This window comes from Klebsiella sp. PCX, assembly GCF_021869705.1.
Taxonomy (GTDB): domain Bacteria; phylum Pseudomonadota; class Gammaproteobacteria; order Enterobacterales; family Enterobacteriaceae; genus Klebsiella; species Klebsiella quasipneumoniae.
In genome coordinates this window covers 4,959,340-4,985,212 of record NZ_CP091527.1, presented here as the reverse complement: position 1 = coordinate 4,985,212, position 25,873 = coordinate 4,959,340, and the positions used below count along the sequence as shown (strand labels likewise).

The window sequence follows — 25,873 nt, the reverse complement described above, 5'->3', positions numbered from 1 at the left end:
TTATGTGATGTAGATCACATGAATATAGGGTGCGCGGTGGGTTTTGTAGTGATTGTGATCACATAATTGCTGTGTAAAAAAACAACAGACCGTCGTTTTTGCCGCTAATCTGCGATTTTGTGTGATATTTGTCACAATTTTGTTTCGTGTTTTTGTTGTTTGTTTGTGATTTTGATCACAAAGAATTTCGCGGTGGATTTTCGCCGCTGTGATCTCGGCCCGGTTTTGCGGCCAGGGCGAGGTGGCTGTGTAACTAAGCAACCATGTTGGTTAAATAACTTTTTTCCACCGGATGGCAAAAATGAAAGGGGTGAATTATGCTCAAATCAGCGGCCCGGATGTCAGTGGGGCGTGAATAAAATTTATATAAATTATTAGCGTAAAGCCGAGGGAATTATGTTTCTCAATTATTTTGCGCTGGGTGTTCTGATCTTCGTTTTTCTGGTCATTTTTTATGGGATTATCGTTATTCACGATATTCCTTATTTGATTGCCAAAAAACGCAACCACCCCCATTCCGATGCTATTCATGTCGCCGGATGGGTCAGTCTTTTTACTCTCCATGTCATCTGGCCGTTTTTATGGATATGGGCCACGCTGTACCAACCTGAGCGCGGCTGGGGCATGCAGCATAAGGCGAATACGGACCCCGACGAACCTGAAAAAGAAAGCGATATACAACAGCTTCGCCAACGACTGAGCGACCTTGAACATCAGGTGGCGGCCATCCAGCGGCCACAGTCCACCTCTGCGGCGGAGAAATAAACTATGGATCTGTTGATAATTTTGACCTACGTGGCTATCGCCTGGTCGATATTTAAAATTTTCAAAATACCGGTAAATAAATGGACAGTTCCCACCGCGGCGCTGGGGGGCGTATTTATTGTTAGCGCGCTTATTTTATTAATGAACTATAACCACCCTTACACCTTTCTGGCGCAAAAGGCGGTGATATCTATTCCTATCACGCCGCAGGTTACCGGAGTAGTTGACAGCGTCACCGACAAAGCGAATCAGCGCGTCAAAAAGGGCGAGGTGCTTTTTACTATTGACCCGGCGCGCTATCAGGCGCGGGTCGACCGTCTGCAGGCCGACCTGGTGACAGCGCTGCACAGTATTAACACCCTCAAGGCGCAGCTCTCTGAAGCCCAGGCCAACACCACCCGCGTATCGGCGGAACGCGATCGCTTATATAAAGACTATCAACGTTACCTGAAAGGGAGCCAGGCCCGGGTGAATCCGTTCTCAGAAAGCGACATCGATAACGCCCGGCAGAATTATCTGGCCCAGGACGCGCTGGTCAAGGCGTCGGTGGCGGAACAGGCGCAGATCCAGAGCCAGCTGGACAGCATGATCAACGGCGAGCAGTCGCAGGTGGTTAGCCTGCGCGCCCAGCTGGCGGAGGCGAAGTACAATCTCGACCAGACTACCGTGCGGGCGCCCAGCGATGGGTATATCACTCAAGTGTTGATCCGTCCGGGGACCTACGCTGCCTCGCTGCCGCTGCGGCCGGTGATGGTGTTTATCCCTGAGCAAAAAAGGCTGATCGTCGCCCAGTTCAGGCAAAATTCGCTGTTAAGGCTGGAGAAGGGCGACGACGCGGAAGCGGTGTTTAATGCCCTGCCCGGACAGGTATTCCACGGCAAACTGGTGAGCATTTTACCGGTGGTGCCGGGGGGAACCTATCAGGCGCAGGGGGCGTTGCAGTCGCTGACCGTGACGCCGGGCAGCGATGGCGTGCTGGCGACCATTGAGCTCGATCCGAATGCCGAAATCGATGCACTACCCGATGGCATCTATGCGCAGGTGGCGGTCTACTCCGACCATTTCGCCCACGTTTCGGTGATGCGTAAAGTGCTGCTGCGCATGACCAGTTGGATGCACTACCTCTATCTCGACCATTAATGCGATCGGCGGCAGTTTGAGCGGGATGCTCACCTGCCTTTTACCTCGCCCTGAGCCATACTCATATCTTTGTTGGCGATAAGGAGCAGGCTATGAAACTGATCGGCAGCTACACCAGTCCCTTTGTGCGCAAAATATCGGTGATCTTGCTGGAAAAGCGCATCCCTTTTGAATTTGTCAACGAATCCCCCTACAGCGAAAGCAACGGCGTGTCGCGCTATAACCCGCTGGGCAAAGTGCCGGCGCTGGTGACAGATGACGGCGAATGCTGGTTTGATTCTCCGGTTATCGCGCAGTATCTCGAGCTGCTGGGCGTGGCGCCGCCGATGATCCCCGCCGATCCCAGAGCCGCTCTCAGGATGCGCCAGCTTGAGGCGCTGGCAGATGGGGTGATGGAGGCCGCCCAGGCGCTGGTGCGCGAAAAAGCTCGCCCTGCGGCCCAACAGTCAGAGCAAGAGCTGCTCCGCCAGCGGGAGAAAGTGGCGCGCGGCCTCGACAGGTTGGAAGCCTGCGCGGCGGACGGAACGCTACGCGGCGACGAGGTCAATCTGGCGACCATCTCTACGGCCTGCGCCATTGCCTACCTGAACTTTCGCCGGGTGGCGCCGGGCTGGTGCGCCACCCGGCCGCAGTTGGTGAAGTTGGTGGATGTGCTGTTCCAGCGCGCCAGCTTTGCGCGCACCGAACCGCCGCGGACTTGACCCAGGCAGGTAACAGTTTGCGCAAGGAGGCGTTACAATCGCCGCTGATTGTTGACTCCCTCTCCCGTCGGGAGGGGGGAAAATAACTTACCGCCAGGCCCATTCATGACTACCGAAATTCGTGCGCTTTATACCCGGCTTCCGGCCATTGACCGCTTACTCCGCGACCCCGCTTTTTCCTCCCTGCTGGCGCAGCACGGCCATTCGCAGGTGGTGACGCAGCTGCGCCAGATGCTGGACGAGGCGCGGAAACAGATCCGCCAGTGTCAGACACTGCCTGACTGGAGCCATGACTGGCTGAGTGCCTGCGCGCAGCGGCTGACCGCCAGCCAGCAGAGCGCCCTGCGTCCGGTGTTTAATCTCACCGGTACGGTGCTGCACACCAATCTCGGGCGCGCCATCCAGGCTGAGGCGGCGGTGGAGGCGGTCGTCAGCGCGATGCGCGCGCCGGTGACGCTCGAATATGATCTCGACGACGCCGGGCGCGGCCATCGCGATCGCGCTATTGCCGATCTGCTGTGCCAGATCACCGGCGCGGAAGATGCCTGTATCGTGAACAACAACGCGGCGGCCGTGCTGCTGATGCTGGCGGCCACCGCCAGCGGCAGGGAGGTGGTGGTCTCCCGCGGCGAGCTGGTGGAGATCGGCGGGGCATTCCGCATTCCCGACGTGATGCGTCAGGCAGGTTGTCAGCTGCACGAAGTGGGCACCACCAACCGCACCCACGCCAAAGACTATCGCCAGGCGGTGAATGACAATACCGCCCTGCTGATGAAGGTCCACACCAGCAACTACAGCATTGAAGGCTTTACCAAAGCCGTCGACGAAGCGGAGCTGGCGGTCATCGGCCGCGAGCTGGACGTCCCGGTAGTGGCCGACCTGGGCAGCGGGTCGCTGGTGGATCTCAGTCAGTATGGCCTGCCGAAAGAGCCGATGCCGCAAGAGATGATCGCCGCCGGGGTGAGCCTGGTCAGTTTCTCTGGCGACAAGCTGCTCGGCGGCCCGCAGGCCGGAATTATCGTTGGCAAACGCGCGCTGATTGCCCGCCTGCAGAGCCATCCGCTGAAGCGGGCCCTGCGCGCGGATAAAATGACTCTCGCGGCGCTGGAAGCCACGCTGCGCCTCTATCAGCATCCGGAAGCGCTGCGGGAAACCTTACCGACGCTGCGCCTGCTCACCCGCCCGGCGGACGAGATCCGCCGGCAGGCTGAACGCCTGCAGCCTGCCCTGGCGGCACACTATGCTGATTTTGCCGTCAACGTGGCAGCCTGCCAGTCGCAGATTGGCAGCGGCTCGTTACCCGTCGACCGTCTGCCTGGCGCGGCGTTGACCTTTACCCCCCATGACGGCCGCGGCAGCCGGCTGGAGGCTTTGGCGGCCCGCTGGCGCAGGCTGCCATGCCCGGTGATTGGCCGCATTTATGACGGCCGGCTCTGGCTGGATCTGCGCTGTCTGGAAGATGAAACCCGGTTTATGGAGATGTTGTTACGATGATTATTGCCACCGCTGGACATGTTGACCACGGCAAAACGACGCTGCTGCAGGCGATAACCGGCGTGAATGCCGATCGTCTGCCGGAAGAGAAAGCGCGGGGAATGACGATCGATCTCGGCTATGCCTACTGGCCGCAGCCGGACGGGCGGGTGCTGGGGTTTATTGACGTGCCCGGGCACGAAAAGTTTTTGTCCAACATGCTGGCGGGGGTGGGTGGGATCGACCATGCGCTGCTGGTGGTGGCCTGCGATGACGGGGTGATGGCGCAAACCCGCGAACACCTGGCGATCCTGCAGCTGACCGGAAAGCCGACGCTGACCGTGGCGCTCACCAAGACGGACCGCGTGACGGCCGCCCGGGTGGCGGAGGTTCAGGCGGAGGTCGAGCAGGCCCTGCGCGAACTTGGCTTTGACGCCGCCGCTTTCTTCCCCACCGCGGCGGTGGAAAACCTCGGTATTGCCGAACTGCGCAGCCATCTGCTGCAGCTTGCGGAGCGCCCCCATCCGCAGCAGCGGCGTTTTCGCCTGGCGCTGGATCGCGCTTTCACCGTCAAAGGGGCGGGGCTGGTGGTCACCGGGACGGCGCTCTCCGGCGAAGTACGGGTCGGGGATACCCTGTGGCTTACCGGCGTCAACACGCCGATGCGCGTCCGCGGTCTGCATGCCCAGAATCAAGCGGTTGAGCAGGCGCAAGCCGGGCAGCGTATTGCGCTGAACATTGTCGGCGATGCGCAGAAAGAGGCATTGCACCGCGGCGACTGGCTGCTCTCTTCCCCGCCGCCGGAGCCTGCAGAGCGGGTGATTGTCGAACTGCAGTGCCATACGCCGCTCAGCCAGTGGCAGCCGCTGCATATTCACCACGCTGCCAGCCACATCACCGGCCGGGTGTCGCTCCTTGAGGGCGACCTGGCGGAGCTGGTGCTGGATACCCCGCTGTGGCTGGCGGATAACGACCGGCTGGTACTACGCGATATCTCTGCTCGCTTGACGTTGGCCGGCGCACGAGTGGTGACGCTGGATCCCCCGCGCCGCGGCAAGCGTAAACCGGAGTATTTGCAGTGGTTGCACGCCCTGGCGGCGGTTGGCGCTGACGATGCGCAGGCCCTGGAGCTGCATCTGCAGCGGGACGCCGTCCGGCTTGAGCGCTTCGCCTGGGCTCGGCAGCTGAGTGAAACCGGAATGGCGGCCTTGATCCAGCGGCCTGACTATCTGCAGGCCGGACAGCGCTTGCTTAGCGCGCCGCTTGCCGCCCGCTGGCAGCGAAAATTGTTGGATGCCCTGGCGCGCTACCATGAACAGCATCGCGACGAGCCCGGCCCTGGCCGGGAGCGTCTGCGCCGCATCGCGCTGCCGATGGAAGATGAAGCGCTGGTGCTGCTGCTGATTGAGCAGATGCGCGAGAGCGGCTTAGTCCGCAGCCATCACGGCTGGCTGCATCTGCCCGAGCATAAAGCCGGGTTTACCGACGAGCAGCAGGCGGTCTGGCAGAAGGTGGAGACCCTGTTCGGCGATGATCCCTGGTGGGTGCGCGATCTCGCGCGCGAAGTCCATGTGGAAGAGTCCCTGATGCGCGCGGTGCTGCGCCAGGCGGCGCAGCAGGGGATAATTACCGCGATCGTCAAGGATCGTTACTACCGCAACGATCGCATTGTGCAGTTCGCCCAGCGGGTGCGCGAGCTGGATCAACTGCGCGGGTCAACCTGCGCGGCGGATTTTCGCGATACCTTAAACGTAGGGCGGAAGCTGGCGATCCAGATCCTGGAGTATTTCGATCGGATTGGCTTCACCCGCCGTCGCGGCAACGATCATATCCTGCGCGATAAGGCGTTGTTTCTGTAATCATTAACGCCTGCTCCCCGGCGGACAGCGAACGCTGTGTTGCCGGGGAAGAGGAGGTCGCGCTGTGCCGGGCCTTATTCGGCTTCCCGTACCCAGATACGCATTTCGCCTTCTCCGCGGTTTGCCCAGCTAAACCAGGGAATAAAGGTCAGCGTCTGTGAATGGGGGGTGGCCAGCGGGTGATCGTAGCTCCAGAGATTCTGCGCGTCGGCGTTTTCTGCATGTTTTCTGTAGCCTGGAGCCTGAATCAACATGTTGCGAGCAAACAGCCCCTTTCCTTCAAACACCGTGAACCTGGCATCGCGTGGCAGCAGCAGGTTATGCAGCGCTTCGCCGTTATCAGCTTGTTCGAGACAATAGACCAGTGGACCGCGCTGCAGCGCGACCTGGCCTGCCTGGTGACGAACAAGCGGATTGCCATATACCCGGCGAACCGGCATCGGCAAGGTAAGCATCAGGGTGTCACCTTCCTGCCAGAGATGATGGATATGCAGATAGCCCTGGCGAATATCCTGCGTGACCGGCGCGCCGTTCAGGGTGATGTGCGGACCCTCGCACCAGTCAGGTAGACGCAGCGCCAGCGTATGGTTCACTGTTGACGGTGATTCGATGACAATTTTGACCTGTTCCCGCCAGGGATAGTCACCGCTGATACGCAGGCGTAACGTCTTTTCCCCAACCGGGATCTCGACCTGATTGCCGACATAGAGATTGATATACAACGCCTCCTCGCGTGGCGTGTAGATATAATGCCCCAGTGAGGTCAGAAGACGAGCGATATTCGGTGGGCAGCAGGCACAGCCGAACCAACGCTGACGAACAGGCTTAACATGGTCATAAATATGATTGAATTTTAAAGACTTAGGCTGCACTTCCAAGGGGTTGACGTAAAAGAAATGTTTACCGTCCAGCGCCATACCGCCCAGAACGGTATTGTACAGCGCGCGCTCCATTACATCAGCATATTGGCTGTCGGCTTCCAGTTCCAGCATGCGGCGCGCGAACATCATCAGCCCGATAGAGGCGCAGCTTTCCGCATAAACGGTATCATTCGGCAGGTCGTAATCGCTGCTGAAGGCTTCCCCGCTGCTCTGTGAGCCAATGCCGCCCGTAATATACAGCTGACGCTGGACCATGTTTTTCCATAACCGCAGGCAATCCTGGCGTTTGCCTTCGTTCTTGCTCAGGCGCGCAAGGTGCGCTACGCCGGCCATTAAATAAACAAAGCGAACCGCGTGACCCACAGCGGTGGTCTGTTCGGCAAGCGGCAAATGCGCCTGGCTGTAGGGTTTATCCATCACCATCCACGCCGGCCCATAGGCATTCCAGAAGGAAGTTTTGCCGCGTTTTTCATACTCGATGTCATAGAAATGCGGCTGTGTCCCACGCTGTTCAACGAAGTAATTAGCCAGCGCCATATAGCGTGGTTCCTGAGTTACATCGTACAAACGCATTAACGCCAGCTCTATTTCAGGGTGTCCCGGGTAGCCGTGCAGTTGATTGTCGTCGGGACCAAACACGCTGTCGATATGATCGGCGAGGCGACATACCACCTCCAGCAGGCGGCGTTTACTGGTCGCCTGGAAGAATGCCACCCCAGCCTCAATCAGGTGACCGGCACAGTACAATTCATGGCATTCGGCGAGATTGGTCCAGCGTTCCCCGGGCGCTTTCACCGTAAAATAGGTGTTCAGATAACCATCTTCACATTGCGCGGCGGCAATCAGCTCAATCACCTCGTCGGCGGTTTTTTCCAGTTCCGCATCTGGCTTCTGGCACAATGACCAGGCGACGGCCTCCAGCCATTTCGCCACATCGCTATCCTGGAACACCATTCCGTAGAATTCTCCTGCCTGCTGACCTGCGGCGATACGGAAGTTTTCTATCGCATGGCTGGGCTCAGCCTCGGCGATCCGGTCATTGAGGGCCTCCCACTGGTAGGGAATGACGACATCACGCACCAGTTGCTGATACTGACCCAGAAACGGATCGTTAACTTTCAGTTTGTGCAGATCGACTTCCATGATTTCTCCTTAAGACTGAACGTGACGTGCGCGCAGATCGGCTGCAATACGCGACATCATGGGATTGTTGAGCTTGCAGGCGCGGATAGCGAAGGCCAGCAACAGATGGAACAGCGCGGGCAGCAGGGTTTCCATCGCCGTGATCCCCGATAGTGAGGATGGAGTCTGGTTGCTGGCGCCGGGTTGATAAGCGACGTAGATAAATACCAGGCTGATAATGCCCGCACTGGAGGCCCATGCCAGCTTGATAAAGAACAGGTTGAAAGCAAAGTTCATCCCCGACGAACGGACACCCGTCTTCCATTCGCCATAATCATCAGAGAAGGCCATCAACGAAAAATGCAGCGGTAGGGTAAAGCCCAGGATGATGCCATTGCCGAGAATGACCGCCAGCCACAGCGTTTGCCAGGACGGACCGGTGGGCAGGAACCACATTCCGACCGCCAGTAAGGCCAGTACCACATTGGTGTAGTAATAGAGCTTGACGGTATCAACGTGGCGCGACAGCCAATTGACGATCGCGGCGCCCAGAATCGAGGAAAAGGTGACCATGGTGAAAAACAGCGATGTATAGCCAGTAGAGCCGCCGAGTACATAGGTAATGAAGTACATGTAGCCGCCACCGCGAATGTTAAACACGTTGATCAACAGGAATGACATCGCCAGCATGAGTAACAGCTGATCGTTTTTACGCAGACCGGCGATATGTTCGCGCAGGGTGAATTTGCCGAGCATCTCCAGGGAAACACGCTCACGTACCCAGAAAAAGCAGCACAGAAACATCACCGCCGCGATGGCGCACAGTACGCCGACACCATACTGATAACCCTGGGCGGTATTCCCCTGACCGAGCGCTTTTACCAACCACGGCAGGCCCACGGAGACCAGGAATCCTGCCACGCCGCATAGTACAAAGCGCCATGCCTGGCAGGAGATCACCTCGCTATGGCGAGTGGTCATCGTATTAATGAGCGCGCAGTAAGGGACGTTAATCGCGGTATAGCTGACTGAAAGCAGCAGGTAAGTGCCGAAGGCCCAGGCGATTTTTACCCCCATGCCGGCATCCGGCACGGTAAAGGTCAGCACGCCGATCGCTGCAATAGGAACCGCAATCCATAGCTGCCAGGGGCGAAAACGTCCCCATCGGCTTTGGGTCCGATCGGCGAGGACGCCCATGATCGGATCGGAAATAGCATCAAACACGCGCAGCGCAAGGAACAGAGTACCGACCAGCGCCGGGGTGAGCCCAAAGACGTCAGTATAGAAAAAAGTGAGAAAGTTCATGATCAGGCAGGTGATGACCGTTCCACCGGCGTCGCCCAGACCATAGCCTATTTTTTCACGGAGAGATAATTTGTCGTCCTGCACGTGCTTCGTGAGGTCGCTTGTCGTAATCGGAGCCGTAGTCATAAATAACTCCCGAAAATAATGTTCAGAATTATTCCGCTGTCTGGCCGGCGGACATTTTTTGTCTTTTGCAAATACATTAATTATTTTGCACCGAATAAACGAGGCAACAAGGGAAGGGAAAAGTATAAAAAGAGAACGATTCCGACTTTGTCATAAAAGTGTGATTCCGATCCGGAAAGGCGTTAATTTATGATTAATAATCAGTTGGAAAGAGATGTTTTATCGTTTCGTTAGCGGAAAATTAAATATATATGCTTGAATTATCCATGTCTCTTCCGATTCGCGTACAAAATGGCGGCTTATTTATTTCCCGTGGCGTCGGCAGCCATCCGGCGCGTAAACTACAATCCTGGGAAATTATTTTTGTCGAAAAGGGAACGTTAACGATTTGCGAAGAGGATGAAATATTTAACGTTAATGCAGGGGAAAGTTTATTGCTGTGGCCAGAACGTTCTCATGTTGGGGTGGGAGAATTTCCCGCCGACCTGAAATTTTATTGGCTGCATTTTGAAGTACTGACGGAGAGTGTCCGGTCTCTGCCGCCAGCGCTGCTTAACGTTCCGCAACATACCCGCGTCAGCGATCCACAATACATTATTTCGCTGTTTCGCCAGTTTCTTCGTGAACAGGAGAACATTCACCGCAGCCTGGCGCTGGAGCTCCTGTTATTGCTAATACTGCAGCAGATTGCTGCGGCGGCAAGCGAAAAACCGGACGACAGTCCCGGCGCTGCGCTGGCCTGGAAAGCGCAGCAGATCATCCATACCCGTTACCACTTGCCTGTTTCAGCCTCGACGCTGGCGAAAGAGCTGCACTGTAATGCTGACTATTTAGGACGCGTGTATCGTCACGTTTTCCGCGTGACGTTGACCGAAGCGATCCATCGTCAGCGGGTCAGAGCGGCGGAAAAGCTGTTGATCAGCGATTCACTGTCGTTGACCGAAGTCGCGGGTCAGTGTGGCTTTAATGACGTCGGTTATTTTCGCAAGATCTTTCGTAAGCACACCAGCCTCACGCCTGCCGCCTGGAAGCGCCGCTACTGTAAGGAGCACATTAATTCAGCGTAATGAAAAATCAGTTGTGCTAGTGACTAAAAACAGCGCTGATTCCATTCAGGATCAAAGCGCGGGCAGGGACTATTCTGGCACCCTGCGGTTTTATCCCCAGGGAGCAGAGGATGAACCGGTTTCTTATTGCTAATGCCCAACAGTGTATTGGCTGTCGTACCTGTGAAGTGGCCTGCGCGGTGGCGCACCAGCAGGCGCAGGATGTGTCCATGCTGTCGACAAGCCATTTCGCGCCGCGGATCCGGGTGGTGAAAAGCGGCGAGATATCAACGGCGACGGCCTGTCGGCAGTGCGAGGATGCGCCCTGCGCCAGCGTCTGCCCGCAGGGGGCGATTCGTCTGGAGGAGGACGTCTGGTGGGTCGATCAGCGCCGCTGCATCGGCTGTAAAAGCTGCATGGTGGCCTGCCCGTACGGCGCGATGACCGTCACGGTGGTGAACCAGCAGGCGCAGGCGCTGAAATGCGATTTATGCCACCACCGCGCCGAGGGGCCGGCCTGCGTAGCCGCCTGCCCGACGCAGGCGCTGCGGGTGATGGCTCCCGCGGAGCTGGAGGCGCTATGCGCGCAAAAACGCCAGCGGCTTGCGCTGGCGTGAGCGGGTCCGCCGACGGACGTTACCCGTCAGCAGCGTCAGGAATTACGCTTCCTGTTCGCGCCAGGCGAATTCAACCTCTTCGGCGAGAATTTTCACCCCGGCCTCGATTTTTTGCGGGTCCGGCACATAGTTCATGCGCATGCACTGGTGGGTATGCGGCCACGGTTTATCGAGTCCCGGGAAGAAGTAATCCCCCGGCACCATCAGCACGCCGCGCTTTTTCAGCCGCTGATACAGCAGCTCGGTGGAGATCGGCAGATCCTTAAACCACAGCCAGAGGAAGATCGCCCCCTCCGGTTTGTGAATAAGGCAGCGCTCCTCCGGCAGATAGCGGCGAATAATGGCGATGGTCTCCTGCACCCGCTGGTAATAGAAGGGTTTGATCACTGTCTCTGACAGGCGCAGCAGATCCTGACGTTTAATCATTTCACACATCATTGCCGGCCCGATACCGCCGGGCGCGAGGCTGATAATGCCGTTCATGTTGCTGATGGCGGTAATGATTTTCTCGTTGGCGATGATAATCCCGCAGCGGCTGCCCGGCAGGCCGAGCTTGGACAGGCTCATACACAGCACGATGTTCGGATTCCACAGCGGTCGGGCGTTGCTGAAGATTATGCCCGGGAACGGCACGCCGTAGGCGTTATCAATCACCAGCGGGACCCCGTGCTGATTCGCCAGCGCATCCAGTTTGATCAGCTCTTCATCAGTGATGACGTTGCCGGTCGGGTTGGTGGGACGCGAGACGCAGATCATCCCGGTCTCCTCCGTCACCTGCAGATGCTCAAAATCAACGTGGTACTTGAACTGGCCTTCCGGCAGCAGTTCGATATTCGGCCGGGTGGCAACGAACAGATCCTCTTCCAGGCCGGCATCGGCATAGCCGATATATTCCGGCGTCAGCGGGAACAGCACCTTGCGGGTGGTGCCATCTGCCCGACGCCCTGCGAACAGATTAAATAAGTAGAAAAATGCGCTCTGACTGCCGTTTGTTAGCGCAATATTCTGTGGTTCTATCTCCCAGCCCAGTTCGTCGCGCAGCATCTTCGCCAGCAGGCTCAGCAGCTCGCTCTTGCCCTGCGGACCATCATAATTACAAAGCGCATCAAGGGCTTTGCCATTATCCAGCATGTCGGAGAGCAACTGCTGGAAGTAGTCATTCATCTCCGGGATCTGAGCGGGGTTGCCGCCGCCCAGCATAATAGCGCCCGGCGTGCGCAGACCGTCATTAAGGTCTTCCATCAGGCGGGTAATGCCTGAATGACGGGTGAATTTGTCGCCGAAAAGGGAAAATGTCATCGCGAATCGTCTGTCGGTGGTTCTGGAAAGTGGCTAACCATAACGCCAGCGCCAGCGTGGTGCAAATCGAAGGGAAGAGGGGTATTTTTGTTTTTATCCTGTGAATCGATATTTTATCAGCGTATTGTTCTGAATGGCTCCCCGCCGGGCAGGGAGCCACTCCTGTATTACTGCTGTTGTCCGGCCCAGATGACCATCACTTTGTCTTCACCGCTCTCGCGCACGAATCCGTAACCCCGCGGCATCGACAGCGTTGTCTGTTTGCCCATGCCGATCGCCGGATGGCGCGCGCGGAACTGGCCAATCTTCTGCCAGTGGGTAACGCTGCGGGCCGCTTTACCGTTAACATCCTGCCAGTTCATCTCTGAACGGGTGCCCTGCAGCGGGTCCGAGCCGGTGGGGCCGAGCGGGCGCGACGACTCGTCACCATAGAAGATCTGCACGGCGCCAGGGGCCAGCAGCAGCAGCTCTGCCGCCGTGGTGCCACCTTCGCGGAACAGGCGCGTATCGTGTGAGGAGAGGTAGCTCAGCACGTTGAAGCTCTGCAGCTTGTCCGCCATTTGCTGCCAGGTGAGGTCAATGTTGGCCATGCAGGTCGCCGCTTTCGCCGCCTGGTCCTGATAGTCGAAATTGATCATCGCATCAAAACCGTGGCGATAGTAATCGCTCTCCATCACCCCGTGTCCCCAGGCTTCCCCGGTCATCCAGAACGGCGCCGCATCCAGCGCTTTATCCGGATTGGCTTTTTTCCACTCCGCCAGCGCGGCGGTGGCTTGGGTTTTTAACTGCTGCCAGGCATCCATCTCCACATGTTTAGCGGTATCGACGCGGAAGCCGTCGATGCCGTAGTCGCGCACCCACTGGCTCAGCCAGTGCGTCAGGTAGTCGCGCGGCGTATAGCCCGGGATCGCCTTCGCCGCAGTGTCCGGTTTATGGCTATAGAAGTTCGGCAGGCCCGACGCCTCCTTCGATTCGGTTTTCAGGTCCGGCAGGAAGGCCAGCGACATGGTGAGGTCGTCATAGCCCGGGTTGTCGTAATCGCCGATATCGGTGCGGATCCACTTCTTACCCCACCATTTCTCCCAACCGGCCTTGTCGCTGAAGTTGATATAGTCGTTAAAGCTGTGCCAGGTCTGGCCCGCGCCGGGCTTCCAGTCCGTCCAGCGCTCGCCGAGGGTTTTTTTCAGCTCATCCCCTTGCAGATACAGGGAGCCGAACTGGAACTCCTGCATGTCGGCCAGGGTGGCGTAACCGGTATGGTTCATCACCACGTCGAACAGAATACGTATTCCGCGCTTATGCGCTTCATCCACCAGCCGGCGGAGATCCGCTTCGGTCCCCATGTTGGCGTCCAGTTTCGACCAGTCCTGAGTGTAATAGCCGTGGTAGGCGTAGTGCGGGAAATCGCCTTTCGTCCCGCCGCCTACCCAGCCGTGGATCTGCTCGAGCGGGGAGCTGATCCACAGGGCATTGACCCCCATCTGCTGCAGATAATCCAGCTTGCTGGTTAATCCCTGCAGGTCGCCGCCGTGGAAGGTACCTATCTCCTGCATGCCGTCTTTATGTCGGCCATAGCTATTGTCGTTGGCCGGGTTACCGTTCACGAAGCGGTCGGTCAGGACGAAGTAGACGGTGGCGTTGTGCCAGTCGAACGGCGCCGGCGCGGCCGTCTCGGCGCGTTCAAGCAGCAGCAGGCCATTGCTGCCGAAGGCGGGCTGCAGAGTGATTTTGCCGCCGCTGACGGTCGCGACATTGCCGCTGTAAAAATCGCGAACCTTACTGCCCTCGGCGAAGGTTTTGCTAACGTCGATGGTCAGAGGTTTTCCATCCCACTTCGGACACTGGCGGATCTGCGGCGCCGCGGCGCTGGCCTCTTTTTCCTCCAGCGAAATCATCATCGTCGGCGTGCCGGAGCGGGTATCCACCTCCAGGGTATACAGGCCCTGGCGGAAGATGCGCCATTGCGGCGGCGTGCCGCGACAGGGTTCCATGGAGAGCATCTGGTTGAGCTTAATGCCGCCGGAAGGCTGCCAGCACTGTTGGTCAAAATTTAGCTGCAGGGGACGTGTACCCTTCTCAACCACTTTCTGGCTGATGAAGCGGCCCGTCCCTTCTTCGGTGAAAGCAGGGAAGTCGGCGGTGGTCCAGGCGGCAAAGGCCATCCCAGGCACGAATAACGTGGCAAGCGCAGCGAGTTTCATTGCGGGATCCTTGAGCGGTTTTTATCTAGTGTGCCTTGTTGCCGCAAGGGTGAACTCCTCCCGGCGGACGTTTTGCCAGGAGGATGAAAAGGGGTGAGTGACACCGCTCAAAAAATAGGCTAAAAATGAGACGAAGCTAGCATTTTCGCGCTGGCGATGCGGCGCAGAAACCGATTTCAGATGACAGCAATTCGGAATTGGACTATTTCTGTTGATGCCCTCAGTGCGTATTTTTGATACTATTAGCGATTCAGCTATCGTTTTTTTGTGAAAAACAAGGTGTTGGAATGCATATATCCGACCAGGAGACCTGATGATATCGAATCCCATACGACGATATGGGGCCGCCATACTTATGTTACTAACCTGCGTCTTTTCAGGTAGTGTGTTGGCAACAACGCACACAGCAACAAAGAGTCATAAAGCCCCAACGGTTAAGAAGATCAGTAGTACTAAGGTAAGCAGTAAACAAGAGTATTCTCGCAATAGTGTAAAGAGCAGTTCACTTCCTGACTTGCGAAAATACCCTTCCGGAACACCAAGGAAAAAAGCGTTTCTCCGGACGGTCATGCCTTATATTACCAAGCAGAATCAGGCGATTACTGCGGATCGTAACTGGCTTGTATCCAAGCAGTACGATGCTCGCTGGTCGCCGAGCGAAAAGGCGCGCCTGAAAGATATCGCGACGCGTTACAAGGTGAAGTGGTCAGGCAATACGCGTCATGTGCCATGGAACGCGCTGCTTGAGCGTGTCGACATTATTCCGAACAGCATGGTTGCGACCATGGCGGCGGCGGAAAGTGGCTGGGGTACCTCTAAGCTGGCGCGTGAGAACAACAATCTGTTCGGCATGAAGTGCGGCGCTGGTCGCTGCCGCGGCGCGATGAAAGGCTACTCGCAGTTTGAGTCGGTGGAGCAGTCGGTGCAGGCTTACGTCACCAACCTGAACACCCACCCGGCCTATTCCTCTTTCCGCAAATCGCGCCTGCAGCTGCGTAAGGCGGATCAGGAAGTAACGGCCAGCACCATGATTCATAAGCTGAAGGGGTATTCGACCAAAGGGTCGAGCTACAACAACTATCTCTTCGCGATGTATCAGGATAACCAGCGGTTAATTGCCGCGCACATGTAATGTGCTTACCTACGTCATTATTAATGCCCGGCGCGCAAGCCCGGGCATTTTTCTTTGCTCTCTACATCATGACTTCACTGTGCCGGTCACGGTACTCCTTCGGCGTCACGTCGTACTCCTTCTTAAACACCGAATAAAAATATTGCAGCGATGGGTAGCCGCACATCTGTGAAATCTCATTGATCGACAGGCTGGTGGACACCAGCAGGCTGCGCGCCTTTTCCAGTTTTTCGCTGTGGATCACCGTGTGGATGGTCTCCCCCACTTCCTCTTTAAAGCGTTTCTCCAGGTTGGAGCGTGAAATGCCGACGGCGTCGAGCACCTGCTCCACCTTGATGCCTTTGCAGGCGTTGTTGCGAATGTAATGCATCGCCTGAATCACGGAGGGGTCGTTTAACGACCGGTAGTCGGTGGAGCGTCGCTCAACGACGCGCATCGGCGGGATCAGCTGGCGCTGCAGCGGGAGCGCCTCGTTATTCAGCAGCCGGTGGAGTAATTTTGCCGCCTGATAACCCATCTGGCGGGTGCCCTGGGCGACGGAGGAGAGGGCGACGCGAGAGAGATAGCGGGTCAGCTCTTCGTTATCGATGCCAATAACGCACAGTTTCTCTGGCACCGGGATATGCAGCAGCTCGCAGGCCTGCAGGACGTGGCGGGCGCGGGCGTCGGTGACGGCGATGATGCCGGTTTGCGGCGGCAGCGTTTGCAACCAGTCGGCGAGCCGGTTTTGCGCGTGCTGCCAGTTTTCCGGCGCCGTCTCCAGCCCCTGGTAGACCACGCCGCGATACTTCTCCTTCGCCACCAACTGGCAGAAGGCGTACTCGCGCTCTACTGCCCAGCGTTTACCGCTGGAGGTGGGGAGTCCGTAAAACGCGAAGCGGTGTACTCCTTTTTCCTTCAGATGAAGAAAGGCGCTTTCCACCAGCGCGGCGTTGTCCGTGGCGATATAGTGGACCGGCGGGTACTGCTCTGGCTGATGATAAGAGCCGCCGACGCCGACGATGGGGACGTTGACATCGGCCAGTAGCTTTTCGATTTCGGGATCGTCATAGTCGGCGATAACGCCATCGCCTAACCACTCTTTGATGTTTTCGATTCGCGCCCGAAAATCCTCTTCAATAAAGATATCCCACTCCAGCTGGGAGGCCTGCAGATACTCGCCGACACCCTCAACCACCTGACGGTCATAAGCTTTGTTGGCGTTGAATAACAGCGTAATACGGTGACGCTTTTCAAACATAGATGATGTTCCTGCTCTAACCCCGGTCATACCCCTTCATTCATGATGTTGCCGATGGCCTGGCTTTCTCATTCACCCCGGCCACGTACGCGATACGCGGCCGGGATGCGCCGTCTGCAACCCGAATGCTGTTGGGTATACACTACCGGCTAATGCCCGAGATATTTCAAGCGCCTTATGGCGAAGTTTGGCGGTAGCGCAAAGAATTCAGACATTCTTCAGAGAGCGCTTCCTTACGCGCGCCGCTTGGTGGCGGAGTCCATCCACACCGCCAGCAGCAAAATGGCGCCTTTGACGATATATTGCCAGAAGGTGGCGACGTCCATCATGCTCATGCCGTTATCCAGGGCCGACATAATAAACGCCCCCATTACCGCCCCGGCGACGCTGCCGATCCCGCCCGCCAGGCTGGTGCCGCCGATAACGCAGGCGGCGATGGCGTCCAGTTCGGCGATGTTGCCCGCCGAGGGCGACCCCGCGCCGAGGCGCGAGCTGAGGATCAGACCAGCAATGGCGACCATCAGGCCGTTAATGGCAAACACCGCCAGCTTGGTACGCTCGACGTTAATCCCGGACAGGCGTGCCGCCTCCAGGTTGCCGCCGATGGCGTAGATGCGGCGGCCAAAGGCGGTACGAGTGGCCATGAACAGCCCTGCCAGCAGCAGGGCGGCGAGGATCAGTACCGGCGTCGGCACACCGCGATAGTCATTGAGCAGCCAGATTGCGCCCAGCACAATCACCGCGGTAATGGCCTGGCGGCCAACAGCGGCGGTGGAAGACGCGGTCGCGAGACCTAACGCCTGCCGGCGCATCCGTCCGCGCCACTGCCAGATAATGAACGCCGCCATGCCGACAACGCCGATGCCAAAGCCAATGCCATCTGGCAGGTAGCTTTGGCCGATCTGCGCCATCGCCGGGCTGGTGGGCGAGACGGTGGTCCCGTTGGTGATGCCGATCAGAATGCCGCGAAACGCCAGCATCCCGGCGAGGGTGACGATAAACGAGGGAACCTTACGATAGGCCACCCACCATCCGTTCCACGCGCCGAGCAGCAGGCCCATCACCAGCGTCACCAGAATGGTGAGCGGCAGCGGCCAGCCGAGCCAGACGTCAAAGATCGCTGCCGCGCCGCCGAGAAGCCCCATCATCGAGCCAACGGACAGGTCGATTTCTGCCGAAATAATCACAAACACCATGCCGACGGCGAGGATGCCGGTGATGGCCGTCTGGCGCAGCAGGTTGGAGATATTGCGTGCGCTCAGGTAGGCGCCATCGGTAACCCAGGTGAAAAACAGCATAATGACGACGATCGCGGCGATCATCACGAAGACCTGGAGGTTAAGCCCCTTCAGCGCCGGCAGGGCGGTAGGGGCGGTTGGAGTAAGTTTGATTTCAGACGACGTGTTCTTCGACATGGCGTTCGCTCCTCAGCGCGGCTTCCATCACCTGTTCCTGGGTCAGATGTTGATTAACCAAATTGGCTTTTAGCCTGCCTTCGTGCATGACCAGCACCCGATCGCTAAGACCAAGCACCTCGGGCAGTTCGGATGAAATGACAATGACCGCGATGCCCTGCTGCACCAGCTGGTTAATCAGTTTATAAATTTCATACTTCGCCCCGATATCGATGCCGCGGGTGGGTTCGTCGAGGATCAGAATGCGCGGATTAAGCAGCAGACAGCGGGCCAGAATCGCCTTTTGCTGGTTGCCACCGCTCAGGCGGCCAATCGCCAGCTCCGGCGATGAGGTTTTAATTTTCAATCGCTGAATGGACTGCTCAATACAGTGCTGCTCGGCGGCGTCGTCCAGGCTGCTCATCGCGCCGGTGAACTGGCTGAGCGCTGCCAGGGTAATGTTCTTACCTACCGCCATTACCGGCACGATACCGTCTTTTTTGCGGTCTTCCGGCACCATGGCGATGCCGTGGCCAATGGCCTGCTGACAGTTAGTGATGCTGACCGGCTGGCCATCAATAAAAATCTCCCCCTGCCAGCGCCCCGGCCAGACGCCGAACAGGCACTGCACCGCCTCGGTCCGTCCGGCGCCGACCAGCCCGGCGATGCCAAGGATTTCCCCGCGACGCAGGGAAAACGAGACGTCGTTGACCCGTTTAATATGACGGTTTACCGGGTGCCAGGCGGTCAAGTGTTCGACCCGCAGGATCTCCTCGCCGTGGGCGTGCGGTTCGCTGGGATAGAGCGCGGTGAGCTCCCGGCCAACCATCATGGTGATGATGTCGTCTTCGCTCATGCCGCTGGCGTCGCGAGTGCCGATGTGCTGGCCGTCGCGGATCACGCAGATTGTATCGGAGATCGCTTTGACCTCATTGAGCTTGTGCGAAATATAGATGCAGGCGATATCGTGGTTTTGCAGATCGCGAACGATCGCCAGCAGCGTCGCGGTCTCTTGTTCGGTTAAGGAGGCGGTCGGTTCGTCGAGGATCAGCAGGCGAACCTGTTTATTCAGCGCCTTGGCGATCTCCACCAGCTGCTGCTGACCGAGGCCGAGGTCGCCGACGCGGGTGTCGGGCGAAATGGGCAGATTGACCTGCGCCAGCAGCTTCTGGCAGCGCAGCGTCATGGTTTCATAATCCAGCAGACCGTGGCGGGAGATCTCGGCGCCGAGGAAAATGTTCTCCAGCACGGTGAGATGTTTCACCAGCGCCAGCTCCTGATGAATAATGGCGATGCCTTTGCGTTCGGTATCGCGAATATGGTTTGCCTGCAGCGTTTCGCCGGCAAAAATAACCTCCCCCTCATAGCTTCCGTGCGGATAGATACCGCACAGCACTTTCATCAGCGTCGATTTTCCCGAACCATTTTCACCGCATAACGAGACCACCTCGCCAGCGTTCAGGCGCAGGCTGACATTATCCACGGCCTTAACGGCGCCGAAGGTTTTGGTGATGTTCTTCATTTCGAGTAGCCAGGCCATAAAGACTCCGAAAAGTGATATCCGGCGGGATGAAAATGACGCCCCGCAGCGGGGCGTCAGCCATTACAGTTCACTCTTTTTATGGAAACCGTCTTTAATCACCGTGGCGTCGATATTCTCTTTATTCACTTCAATTGGCGTTAACAGGCGCGAAGGGACATCTTTTAAACCGTTATTCAGCGTAGTGTCAGACTTCGGCTGCTTATCGTTGCCCAGCTCAACGGCGATTTCGGCGGCGTTGGTGGCCAGGGTGGTAATCGGTTTATAGACGGTCATCGTCTGGGTACCGGAAATAATGCGCTTCACGCCCGCCAGGTCAGCATCCTGACCGGAGATCGCCACTTTGCCGGCCAGCCCCTGGGCGGTTAAGGCCTGGATGGCGCCGCCGGCGGTGGCGTCATTGGAGGCAACCACGGCGTCGATTTTGTTATTATTCGCCGTCAACGCGTTTTCCATTATTTTCAGCGCGTTTTCCGGCAGCCAGCCGTCAACCCACTGATCGCCGACAATCTTAATTTTGCCCTCATCGACATACGGCTTGAGGACCTTCATCTGCCCGGCGCGGAACAGTTTGGCATTATTATCCACCGGCGAACCGCCCATCAGGAAATAATTACCCTGCGGCACTTTGTCGACCAGGCTTTGCGCCTGCATTTCGCCGACTTTTTCATTGTCGAAAGAAATATAAAAATCAATATCAGCATTATTAATCATGCGATCATAGGCCAGGACTTTAATACCTTCCTGTTTGGCCTCTTTAATAACGTTGCTGAGTACCTGACCGTTATAAGGAATAATGACTAAGACATCGACGCCGCGGTTGATCATGTTTTCAATTTGCGACATTTGCGTTTCTTCATTGCCATTGGCGGACTGAACAAAAACTTTGGCGCCTAAGGATTCCGCTTTATTGACGAAAATATCGCGGTCTTTCTGCCAGCGCTCCAGACGCAGATCGTCGATGGCCATGCCAATCTTCACTTCTTTCGCCATCCCCGCCATGCTGGCGAGCAGGAGGGAGCTGGCGCAAAGCGTAAGGCAAAGGTTCTTTATCTTCATAATAACGATACCTTTTTTGTAAGGGTAGGTAAGACGAACGGAAAATAATGTTTGATACATGAGGTTGCGGATACGTTACAGATTCTTAACGCGGAAAGCAGGGCTGGCAATTACCGGTTTTTATTTTGCGGTTATGAAATTTCGTTTAATGCGTAAATTATGACGGCGATCGTATTTTATTCATGCACACTCTTATTATTGCACTGGACTTCTCTGACAGGACGGCAGAAGAACGAGCAGATATTATTTTTTGCGAGCTAGCGCACGTTTGTGGATTCTCTCAATGGCGGTGTGAAATAACGTAATTGAGGAAGATGAAAGCGAAATTCTATATTGGCTTAAACCCGTCATACTTCAAGTTGTAGGTGTGTTGGTGACATTCGTTGCTTCGCCCCTTGGTTATCGGGGACTCGCGCTCCTGCCGCCTTCCTGCAACTCGAATTATTTAGGGTACCTGATTGGTTATTCGCCGCATCTCTGAATATGGAGTTCTCTATGCAGACCTATTTCGATCAACTCGATCGCGTTCGTTACGAAGGCCCGAAATCCACTAACCCGCTGGCTTTCCGTCATTACAACCCGGATGAACTGGTGCTGGGCAAACGGATGGAAGATCATCTGCGTTTTGCGGCCTGTTACTGGCACACTTTCTGCTGGAATGGCGCCGATATGTTTGGCGTGGGCTCCTTCGATCGCCCATGGCAGCAGCCTGGCGACGCCCTGGAGATGGCCAAACGCAAAGCCGATGTGGCGTTCGAATTTTTCCATAAACTCAACGTGCCTTACTACTGCTTCCACGACGTTGACGTCTCGCCGGAAGGGAGTTCGCTCAAGGAGTACAGCAATAACTTCGCCCGGATGGTCGAGGTACTGGCGGAGAAGCAGCAGCAGAGCGGCGTCAAGCTTCTGTGGGGGACCGCAAACTGCTTCACCAACCCGCGCTACGGCGCTGGCGCGGCCACCAACCCGGACCCGGAAGTGTTCAGCTGGGCGGCCACCCAGGTGGTCACCGCCATGAATGCCACCCATCAGCTGGGCGGCGAAAACTATGTTCTGTGGGGCGGTCGCGAGGGCTATGAAACCCTGCTGAATACCGACCTGCGCCAGGAACGTGAACAGATTGGCCGCTTTATGCAGCTGGTGGTGGAGCATAAGCACAAAATCGGCTTTAAAGGCACGCTGCTGATCGAGCCCAAACCGCAGGAGCCTACCAAGCATCAGTATGATTATGATGCCTCTACCGTTTACGGCTTCCTCAAGCAGTTTGGCCTGGAAAAAGAGATTAAACTGAACATTGAAGCCAACCATGCGACCCTCGCCGGCCACTCGTTCCATCATGAGATCGCGACGGCCATCGCGCTGGGGCTGTTCGGTTCCGTCGACGCCAACCGCGGCGATCCGCAGCTGGGCTGGGATACCGACCAGTTCCCGAACAGCGTCGAAGAGAACGCGCTGGTGATGTATGAAATTCTCAAAGCGGGCGGCTTCACCACCGGCGGCCTCAATTTTGATGCGAAAGTGCGCCGTCAGAGCACCGACAAATACGATCTGTTCTATGGCCATATCGGCGCGATGGATACCATGGCGCTGTCGCTGAAGGTCGCGGCGCGGATGATCGAGGACGGTGAACTGGATAAACGCGTGGCCAAACGCTACGCCGGCTGGAACGGCGAGCTGGGGCAGCAGATCCTGAACGGGCAGATGACCCTCAGCGACATTGCCCAGTATGCCGTTCAGCATCAGCTGGCGCCGCAGCATCGCAGCGGCCAGCAGGAACAACTGGAAAACCTGGTCAACCATTATCTGTTTGACAAGTAATCATGCGGCGGCGCCCGGCGTGACCGGGGTCGCCACCAGGATGCTCTGTTCGCGCCACGCTCAGCCGTGGCGCGCGTTTAAGGAGAGGGAGTATGTATATCGGCATCGATCTGGGGACATCGGGCGTCAAAGCCATTCTGCTCAATGAGCAGGGTGATGTGGTGGCATCGCATACCGAAAAGCTTACCGTCTCGCGTCCGCATCCGCTGTGGTCGGAACAAGATCCCGAGCAGTGGTGGCAGGCGACGGACACGGCGATGAAAGCCCTGGGCGCGCAGCATAGTCTGCGCGACGTGAAGGCGCTGGGGATCGCCGGGCAGATGCACGGCGCCACCCTGCTGGATAAATCGTTACAGGTGCTGCGTCCTGCCATTTTATGGAATGACGGCCGCTGCGGCGAAGAGTGCCAGCTGCTGGAGGAAAAAGTCAGCGCTTCCCGGCAGATCACCGGCAACCTGATGATGCCGGGCTTTACGGCGCCGAAGCTCTTGTGGGTGCAGCGCCACGAGGCGGCGGTGTTCAGCCAGGTCGATAAAGTGCTGCTGCCGAAGGATTATCTGCGTCTGCGGATGACCGGCGAGCTTGCCAGCGATATGTCTGACGCCGCCGGTACCCTGTGGATGGACGTCGCCCGACGCGACTGGAGCGATGAGATGCTCGCCGCCTGCGATCTCAGCCGGGACGCGATGCCGGCCCTGTTTGAAGGCAGCGACGTCACCGGGCAGCTGCGCCCGGAGGTGGCGCAGGCGTGGAATATGCCACAGGCGCTGGTGGTGGGGGGCGGCGGCGACAACGCCGCCGGCGCGGTCGGGGTTGGCATGGCCGATGCCGGTCAGGCGATGCTGTCGCTGGGCACTTCAGGTGTGTATTTCGCGGTCAGCGAAGGATTCCTCAGCAAGCCTGAAAGCGCGGTGCATAGCTTTTGTCATGCGCTACCGGGCCGCTGGCATTTGATGTCGGTGATGCTCAGCGCGGCCTCCTGTCTGGACTGGGCGGCGAAATTAACCGGTCTCGCCAGCGTGCCGGCGCTGATTGCGGCGGCGCAGTCAGCCGACGAGAGCGCCGGTCCGGTGTGGTTCCTGCCCTATCTGTCGGGCGAACGCACGCCGCACAACAACCCGCAGGCCAAGGGCGTCTTCTTCGGCCTGACGCATCAGCATGGGCCGGCAGAGCTGGCGCGGGCGGTGCTGGAGGGGGTGGGCTATGCGCTGGCGGACGGTATGGACGTGGTACACGCCTGCGGCATCAAGCCGCAGAGCATCACCCTTATCGGCGGCGGGGCGCGTAGCGCTTACTGGCGACAAATGCTGGCGGATATCAGCGGCCAGCAGCTCGATTACCGTACCGGGGGCGACGTCGGCCCGGCGCTGGGGGCGGCCAGGCTGGCGCAGCTGGCGGTGCACGGCGAAACCGACCGCGCCGGGCTGTTGACGCCGCTGCCGCTTGAGCAAGCGCATCGCCCGGACGATCGCCGAGTGGCCCACTATGCGCCGCAGCGGGAAACCTTCCGCCAGATTTATCAGCAGCTGAAACCGCTGATGTCATAGCCTCAGTCCGTCCGGCAGCGCCGGGCGGATTACTCCCCTGAATGCCCAAGCTGCATTCATCCAAAACACGTATTTATTAATTCCGAAATGTCAGCTTTGCTGCACCTGGCCTGCGCCATCGCCGGGCGGTTCGGTCATAATCAGCGCGTGTCGACAGGGAGGAGCGATGAATATAAAACGCAGTATTGCCAGAGGGATGATGGCAGCAGGGTCGCTGGTTTATCTGCTGGGTATCTGGCGGACCTGCCCGCTGTTTAGCGGTAAAGGTTATTTTCTTGGCGTACTGGTGATGGGGATGTTTGCCGTCCTCGCCCATCAGCGCGCCAGACGGTGGCAGGGGCAGGACGACGGATTTATCGCGTTATGCCGGCTGGTGTTGCTGCTGTCGGCGGGCCTGCTGCTGGTGGGCGCCTGGCATGTGCCGGCAGACTGGTATGAAAAAGCCGTCTATATCGCGGCGTGGTTTGTCTGCTTATACGGCGCATCTGCGACCCCCGAACGGACCCGCGTCGCCCGCGCGGTGCAAAAAACGGAATAGGCGCCCGGTTGTCCGGTGCGCCGGGCCGTTAGCTGACCAGCCGGCGGCGATCAACCCGCTGCACCAGGCCGGACAGCAGCAGACTGCCGAGCAGGGCGGCGCTGAAAATCCACACAATATCCAGCAGCGGCCAGCGGCTCAGTTCCAGATGGCTGGCGCGCAGCGCATGTACAATCAGGGCATGGAAGCCGTAAATCCCCAGAGAATGACGCGCAATACATTCGATACCGGGCAGGGGACGCGCGTTAAGCCAGTTTTTGGCGAGCGTAAGCAGGGTGACCGCGCAAACGAACACCGCCGGTCCGCAGTAGAGATACCAGGTGTCGCCGAAGTCCCCGCGCCAGCGCAGCTCATGCAGCGTGCCGCGGGAGATGACCCACACGGCGGCGAGGAACAGCGCGGCGCAGAGCGGGGTCAGCCATTTTTTATCCGTGTTCAGGGTGCCAATGGCCCTGCCCAGCACGCCGTAGAGCACGTAATAAAAGGTGTCACCATTGATATAGAGGTTGACCGGCAACCACTCAATCCCGGCGGCTTTGACGCCGACCATATTGGGGTTGGCCAGAATGCCGAGGATCGCCATCAGCGTCAGCAGCATTTTGCCGCTGACGGACTTAACCTGAATAAGCGGCGAGAGCAGGTAGATAACGGTGATAGCAAAGAAAAACCACAGGTGGTAGAAGACAGGCTTCTGCAGCACATTCTTTAACGACAGCTCGACGTTGATATGGGTAAACAGCGCGATATACAGCAGAGAAAGCGCGCTATAGAACGCAATGCACAGGCCAATCCGCCAGAAGTGGCGCGGCTGGGCGCTGCGTTCCCCAAAAAAGAGGTAGCCCGAGATCATAAAAAACAGCGGCACGCTGACGCGGGAGGTGGAATTGAGCAGATTGGCGATATCCCATTGCAGCAGCGTAATCGCATGCGGATGAGTGATATACCAGCTGGTACTGTGGATCATCACCACCATCATGCAGGCAATGCCGCGCAGGTTGGTGATCCAGTGAATCTTTTCTTGCATCCGTCCCTCAAAGTCTACTGGCGAAATAAGGTCTGACCCGCCTTAT

Annotated in this window: 20 protein-coding genes; 11 read left to right on the top strand and 9 right to left on the bottom strand. The window is 57.7% G+C overall.

Annotated elements, in window-relative coordinates:
* The first annotated feature begins 396 nt into the window (after nucleotides 1–396).
* The 5 genes from GQR96_RS23835 (at nucleotide 397) to selB (ending at nucleotide 5,938) form a co-directional block, all read left to right on the top strand.
* Complete coding sequence (locus GQR96_RS23835; protein ID WP_004205035.1) at nucleotides 397–765, top strand: DUF3302 domain-containing protein; 369 nt, start codon at nucleotides 397–399, stop codon at nucleotides 763–765.
* 3 nt (nucleotides 766–768) lie between these two features.
* Nucleotides 769–1,905 carry an HlyD family secretion protein gene (locus GQR96_RS23830; protein WP_004205034.1) on the top strand — a complete coding sequence of 379 codons (1,137 nt, stop codon included), beginning with the start codon at nucleotides 769–771 and terminating at the stop codon, nucleotides 1,903–1,905.
* 92 nt (nucleotides 1,906–1,997) lie between these two features.
* Nucleotides 1,998–2,606: a glutathione S-transferase gene (locus GQR96_RS23825; protein ID WP_065903759.1), complete on the top strand. Its 609-nt coding sequence runs from the start codon at nucleotides 1,998–2,000 to the stop codon at nucleotides 2,604–2,606.
* A gap of 105 nt (nucleotides 2,607–2,711) precedes the next feature.
* Nucleotides 2,712–4,100 carry an L-seryl-tRNA(Sec) selenium transferase gene (gene selA / locus GQR96_RS23820; RefSeq protein WP_065903762.1) on the top strand — a complete coding sequence of 463 codons (1,389 nt, stop codon included), beginning with the start codon at nucleotides 2,712–2,714 and terminating at the stop codon, nucleotides 4,098–4,100.
* Entirely contained in the window at nucleotides 4,097–5,938 is a 1,842-nt protein-coding gene (gene selB / locus GQR96_RS23815) for a selenocysteine-specific translation elongation factor (protein ID WP_064150999.1), read from the top strand. The genes selA and selB overlap by 4 nt, the downstream gene beginning before the upstream one ends.
* Before the next feature lie 74 nt (nucleotides 5,939–6,012).
* On the opposite strand, the gene GQR96_RS23810 is transcribed toward selB, so the two are convergent.
* Together GQR96_RS23810 and GQR96_RS23805 are read right to left on the bottom strand one after the other, a co-directional pair.
* On the bottom strand, nucleotides 6,013–7,962 hold the full coding sequence (locus GQR96_RS23810; protein ID WP_065903764.1) for a glycoside hydrolase family 127 protein: 1,950 nt from the start codon (nucleotides 7,960–7,962) through the stop codon (nucleotides 6,013–6,015).
* Between the two features lie 9 nt (nucleotides 7,963–7,971).
* Nucleotides 7,972–9,372, bottom strand: a complete 1,401-nt coding sequence (locus GQR96_RS23805; protein ID WP_004205029.1) for an MFS transporter — start codon at nucleotides 9,370–9,372, stop codon at nucleotides 7,972–7,974.
* Between the two features lie 251 nt (nucleotides 9,373–9,623).
* Here GQR96_RS23805 and GQR96_RS23800 point away from each other — a divergent pair, with 251 nt between their 5' ends.
* Both GQR96_RS23800 and GQR96_RS23795 read left to right on the top strand, forming a co-directional pair.
* Nucleotides 9,624–10,439, top strand: a complete 816-nt coding sequence (locus GQR96_RS23800) for an AraC family transcriptional regulator (protein WP_004205028.1) — start codon at nucleotides 9,624–9,626, stop codon at nucleotides 10,437–10,439.
* A 110-nt stretch (nucleotides 10,440–10,549) separates the two neighbouring features.
* Complete coding sequence (locus GQR96_RS23795; protein WP_004205027.1) at nucleotides 10,550–11,035, top strand: 4Fe-4S dicluster domain-containing protein; 486 nt, start codon at nucleotides 10,550–10,552, stop codon at nucleotides 11,033–11,035.
* Nucleotides 11,036–11,077: 42 nt separating this feature from the next.
* Here GQR96_RS23795 and avtA read toward each other — a convergent pair whose 3' ends face one another.
* Together avtA and GQR96_RS23785 are read right to left on the bottom strand one after the other, a co-directional pair.
* Nucleotides 11,078–12,334: a valine--pyruvate transaminase gene (gene avtA / locus GQR96_RS23790; protein ID WP_004205026.1), complete on the bottom strand. Its 1,257-nt coding sequence runs from the start codon at nucleotides 12,332–12,334 to the stop codon at nucleotides 11,078–11,080.
* 167 nt (nucleotides 12,335–12,501) lie between these two features.
* On the bottom strand, nucleotides 12,502–14,535 hold the full coding sequence (locus GQR96_RS23785; protein WP_017900031.1) for an alpha-amylase: 2,034 nt from the start codon (nucleotides 14,533–14,535) through the stop codon (nucleotides 12,502–12,504).
* A 313-nt stretch (nucleotides 14,536–14,848) separates the two neighbouring features.
* Between GQR96_RS23785 and GQR96_RS23780 the strand changes: the two genes are divergently transcribed.
* Entirely contained in the window at nucleotides 14,849–15,667 is an 819-nt protein-coding gene (locus GQR96_RS23780; protein WP_017900030.1) for a protein bax, read from the top strand.
* 61 nt (nucleotides 15,668–15,728) lie between these two features.
* Here GQR96_RS23780 and xylR read toward each other — a convergent pair whose 3' ends face one another.
* The 4 genes from xylR to xylF all read right to left on the bottom strand — a co-directional run bounded on the left by xylR (nucleotide 15,729) and on the right by xylF (nucleotide 20,900).
* Complete coding sequence (gene xylR / locus GQR96_RS23775) at nucleotides 15,729–16,907, bottom strand: D-xylose utilization transcriptional activator XylR (protein WP_004205023.1); 1,179 nt, start codon at nucleotides 16,905–16,907, stop codon at nucleotides 15,729–15,731.
* 233 nt (nucleotides 16,908–17,140) lie between these two features.
* Nucleotides 17,141–18,322, bottom strand: a complete 1,182-nt coding sequence (gene xylH, locus GQR96_RS23770) for a xylose ABC transporter permease XylH (RefSeq protein WP_017900029.1) — start codon at nucleotides 18,320–18,322, stop codon at nucleotides 17,141–17,143.
* Nucleotides 18,300–19,841, bottom strand: coding sequence for a xylose ABC transporter ATP-binding protein (locus tag GQR96_RS23765; protein ID WP_069135575.1), 1,542 nt, complete (start codon nucleotides 19,839–19,841; stop codon nucleotides 18,300–18,302). Before GQR96_RS23765 ends, xylH begins: the two co-directional genes overlap by 23 nt.
* Before the next feature lie 63 nt (nucleotides 19,842–19,904).
* Nucleotides 19,905–20,900, bottom strand: a complete 996-nt coding sequence (gene xylF, locus GQR96_RS23760; protein WP_017900027.1) for a D-xylose ABC transporter substrate-binding protein — start codon at nucleotides 20,898–20,900, stop codon at nucleotides 19,905–19,907.
* 495 nt (nucleotides 20,901–21,395) lie between these two features.
* Between xylF and xylA the strand changes: the two genes are divergently transcribed.
* From xylA to yiaB, 3 genes are all read left to right on the top strand, one after another.
* Entirely contained in the window at nucleotides 21,396–22,718 is a 1,323-nt protein-coding gene (xylA, locus tag GQR96_RS23755) for a xylose isomerase (protein WP_004205019.1), read from the top strand.
* A 92-nt stretch (nucleotides 22,719–22,810) separates the two neighbouring features.
* Nucleotides 22,811–24,265, top strand: coding sequence for a xylulokinase (gene xylB, locus GQR96_RS23750; protein WP_043522689.1), 1,455 nt, complete (start codon nucleotides 22,811–22,813; stop codon nucleotides 24,263–24,265).
* Between the two features lie 166 nt (nucleotides 24,266–24,431).
* Nucleotides 24,432–24,803 carry an inner membrane protein YiaB gene (yiaB, locus tag GQR96_RS23745; protein WP_065903770.1) on the top strand — a complete coding sequence of 124 codons (372 nt, stop codon included), beginning with the start codon at nucleotides 24,432–24,434 and terminating at the stop codon, nucleotides 24,801–24,803.
* A gap of 28 nt (nucleotides 24,804–24,831) precedes the next feature.
* Here the strand turns inward: yiaB and GQR96_RS23740 are convergent, their stop codons facing one another.
* Nucleotides 24,832–25,827 carry an acyltransferase gene (locus GQR96_RS23740; protein ID WP_065903773.1) on the bottom strand — a complete coding sequence of 332 codons (996 nt, stop codon included), beginning with the start codon at nucleotides 25,825–25,827 and terminating at the stop codon, nucleotides 24,832–24,834.
* Between the last annotated feature and the right edge of the window lie 46 nt (nucleotides 25,828–25,873).

Bases quoted from the DNA above. Each gene is read 5' to 3' on its own strand.
- GQR96_RS23835 (WP_004205035.1), top strand. From the start codon at position 397: ATGTTTCTCAATTATTTTGCGCTGGGTGTTCTGATCTTCGTTTTTCTG.
- GQR96_RS23830 (WP_004205034.1), top strand. From the start codon at position 769: ATGGATCTGTTGATAATTTTGACCTACGTGGCTATCGCCTGGTCGATA.
- GQR96_RS23825 (WP_065903759.1), top strand. From the start codon at position 1,998: ATGAAACTGATCGGCAGCTACACCAGTCCCTTTGTGCGCAAAATATCG.
- selA (WP_065903762.1), top strand. From the start codon at position 2,712: ATGACTACCGAAATTCGTGCGCTTTATACCCGGCTTCCGGCCATTGAC.
- selB (WP_064150999.1), top strand. From the start codon at position 4,097: ATGATTATTGCCACCGCTGGACATGTTGACCACGGCAAAACGACGCTG.
- GQR96_RS23810 (WP_065903764.1), bottom strand. From the start codon at position 7,962: ATGGAAGTCGATCTGCACAAACTGAAAGTTAACGATCCGTTTCTGGGT.
- GQR96_RS23805 (WP_004205029.1), bottom strand. From the start codon at position 9,372: ATGACTACGGCTCCGATTACGACAAGCGACCTCACGAAGCACGTGCAG.
- GQR96_RS23800 (WP_004205028.1), top strand. From the start codon at position 9,624: ATGCTTGAATTATCCATGTCTCTTCCGATTCGCGTACAAAATGGCGGC.
- GQR96_RS23795 (WP_004205027.1), top strand. From the start codon at position 10,550: ATGAACCGGTTTCTTATTGCTAATGCCCAACAGTGTATTGGCTGTCGT.
- avtA (WP_004205026.1), bottom strand. From the start codon at position 12,334: ATGACATTTTCCCTTTTCGGCGACAAATTCACCCGTCATTCAGGCATT.
- GQR96_RS23785 (WP_017900031.1), bottom strand. From the start codon at position 14,535: ATGAAACTCGCTGCGCTTGCCACGTTATTCGTGCCTGGGATGGCCTTT.
- GQR96_RS23780 (WP_017900030.1), top strand. From the start codon at position 14,849: ATGATATCGAATCCCATACGACGATATGGGGCCGCCATACTTATGTTA.
- xylR (WP_004205023.1), bottom strand. From the start codon at position 16,907: ATGTTTGAAAAGCGTCACCGTATTACGCTGTTATTCAACGCCAACAAA.
- xylH (WP_017900029.1), bottom strand. From the start codon at position 18,322: ATGTCGAAGAACACGTCGTCTGAAATCAAACTTACTCCAACCGCCCCT.
- GQR96_RS23765 (WP_069135575.1), bottom strand. From the start codon at position 19,841: ATGGCCTGGCTACTCGAAATGAAGAACATCACCAAAACCTTCGGCGCC.
- xylF (WP_017900027.1), bottom strand. From the start codon at position 20,900: ATGAAGATAAAGAACCTTTGCCTTACGCTTTGCGCCAGCTCCCTCCTG.
- xylA (WP_004205019.1), top strand. From the start codon at position 21,396: ATGCAGACCTATTTCGATCAACTCGATCGCGTTCGTTACGAAGGCCCG.
- xylB (WP_043522689.1), top strand. From the start codon at position 22,811: ATGTATATCGGCATCGATCTGGGGACATCGGGCGTCAAAGCCATTCTG.
- yiaB (WP_065903770.1), top strand. From the start codon at position 24,432: ATGAATATAAAACGCAGTATTGCCAGAGGGATGATGGCAGCAGGGTCG.
- GQR96_RS23740 (WP_065903773.1), bottom strand. From the start codon at position 25,827: ATGCAAGAAAAGATTCACTGGATCACCAACCTGCGCGGCATTGCCTGC.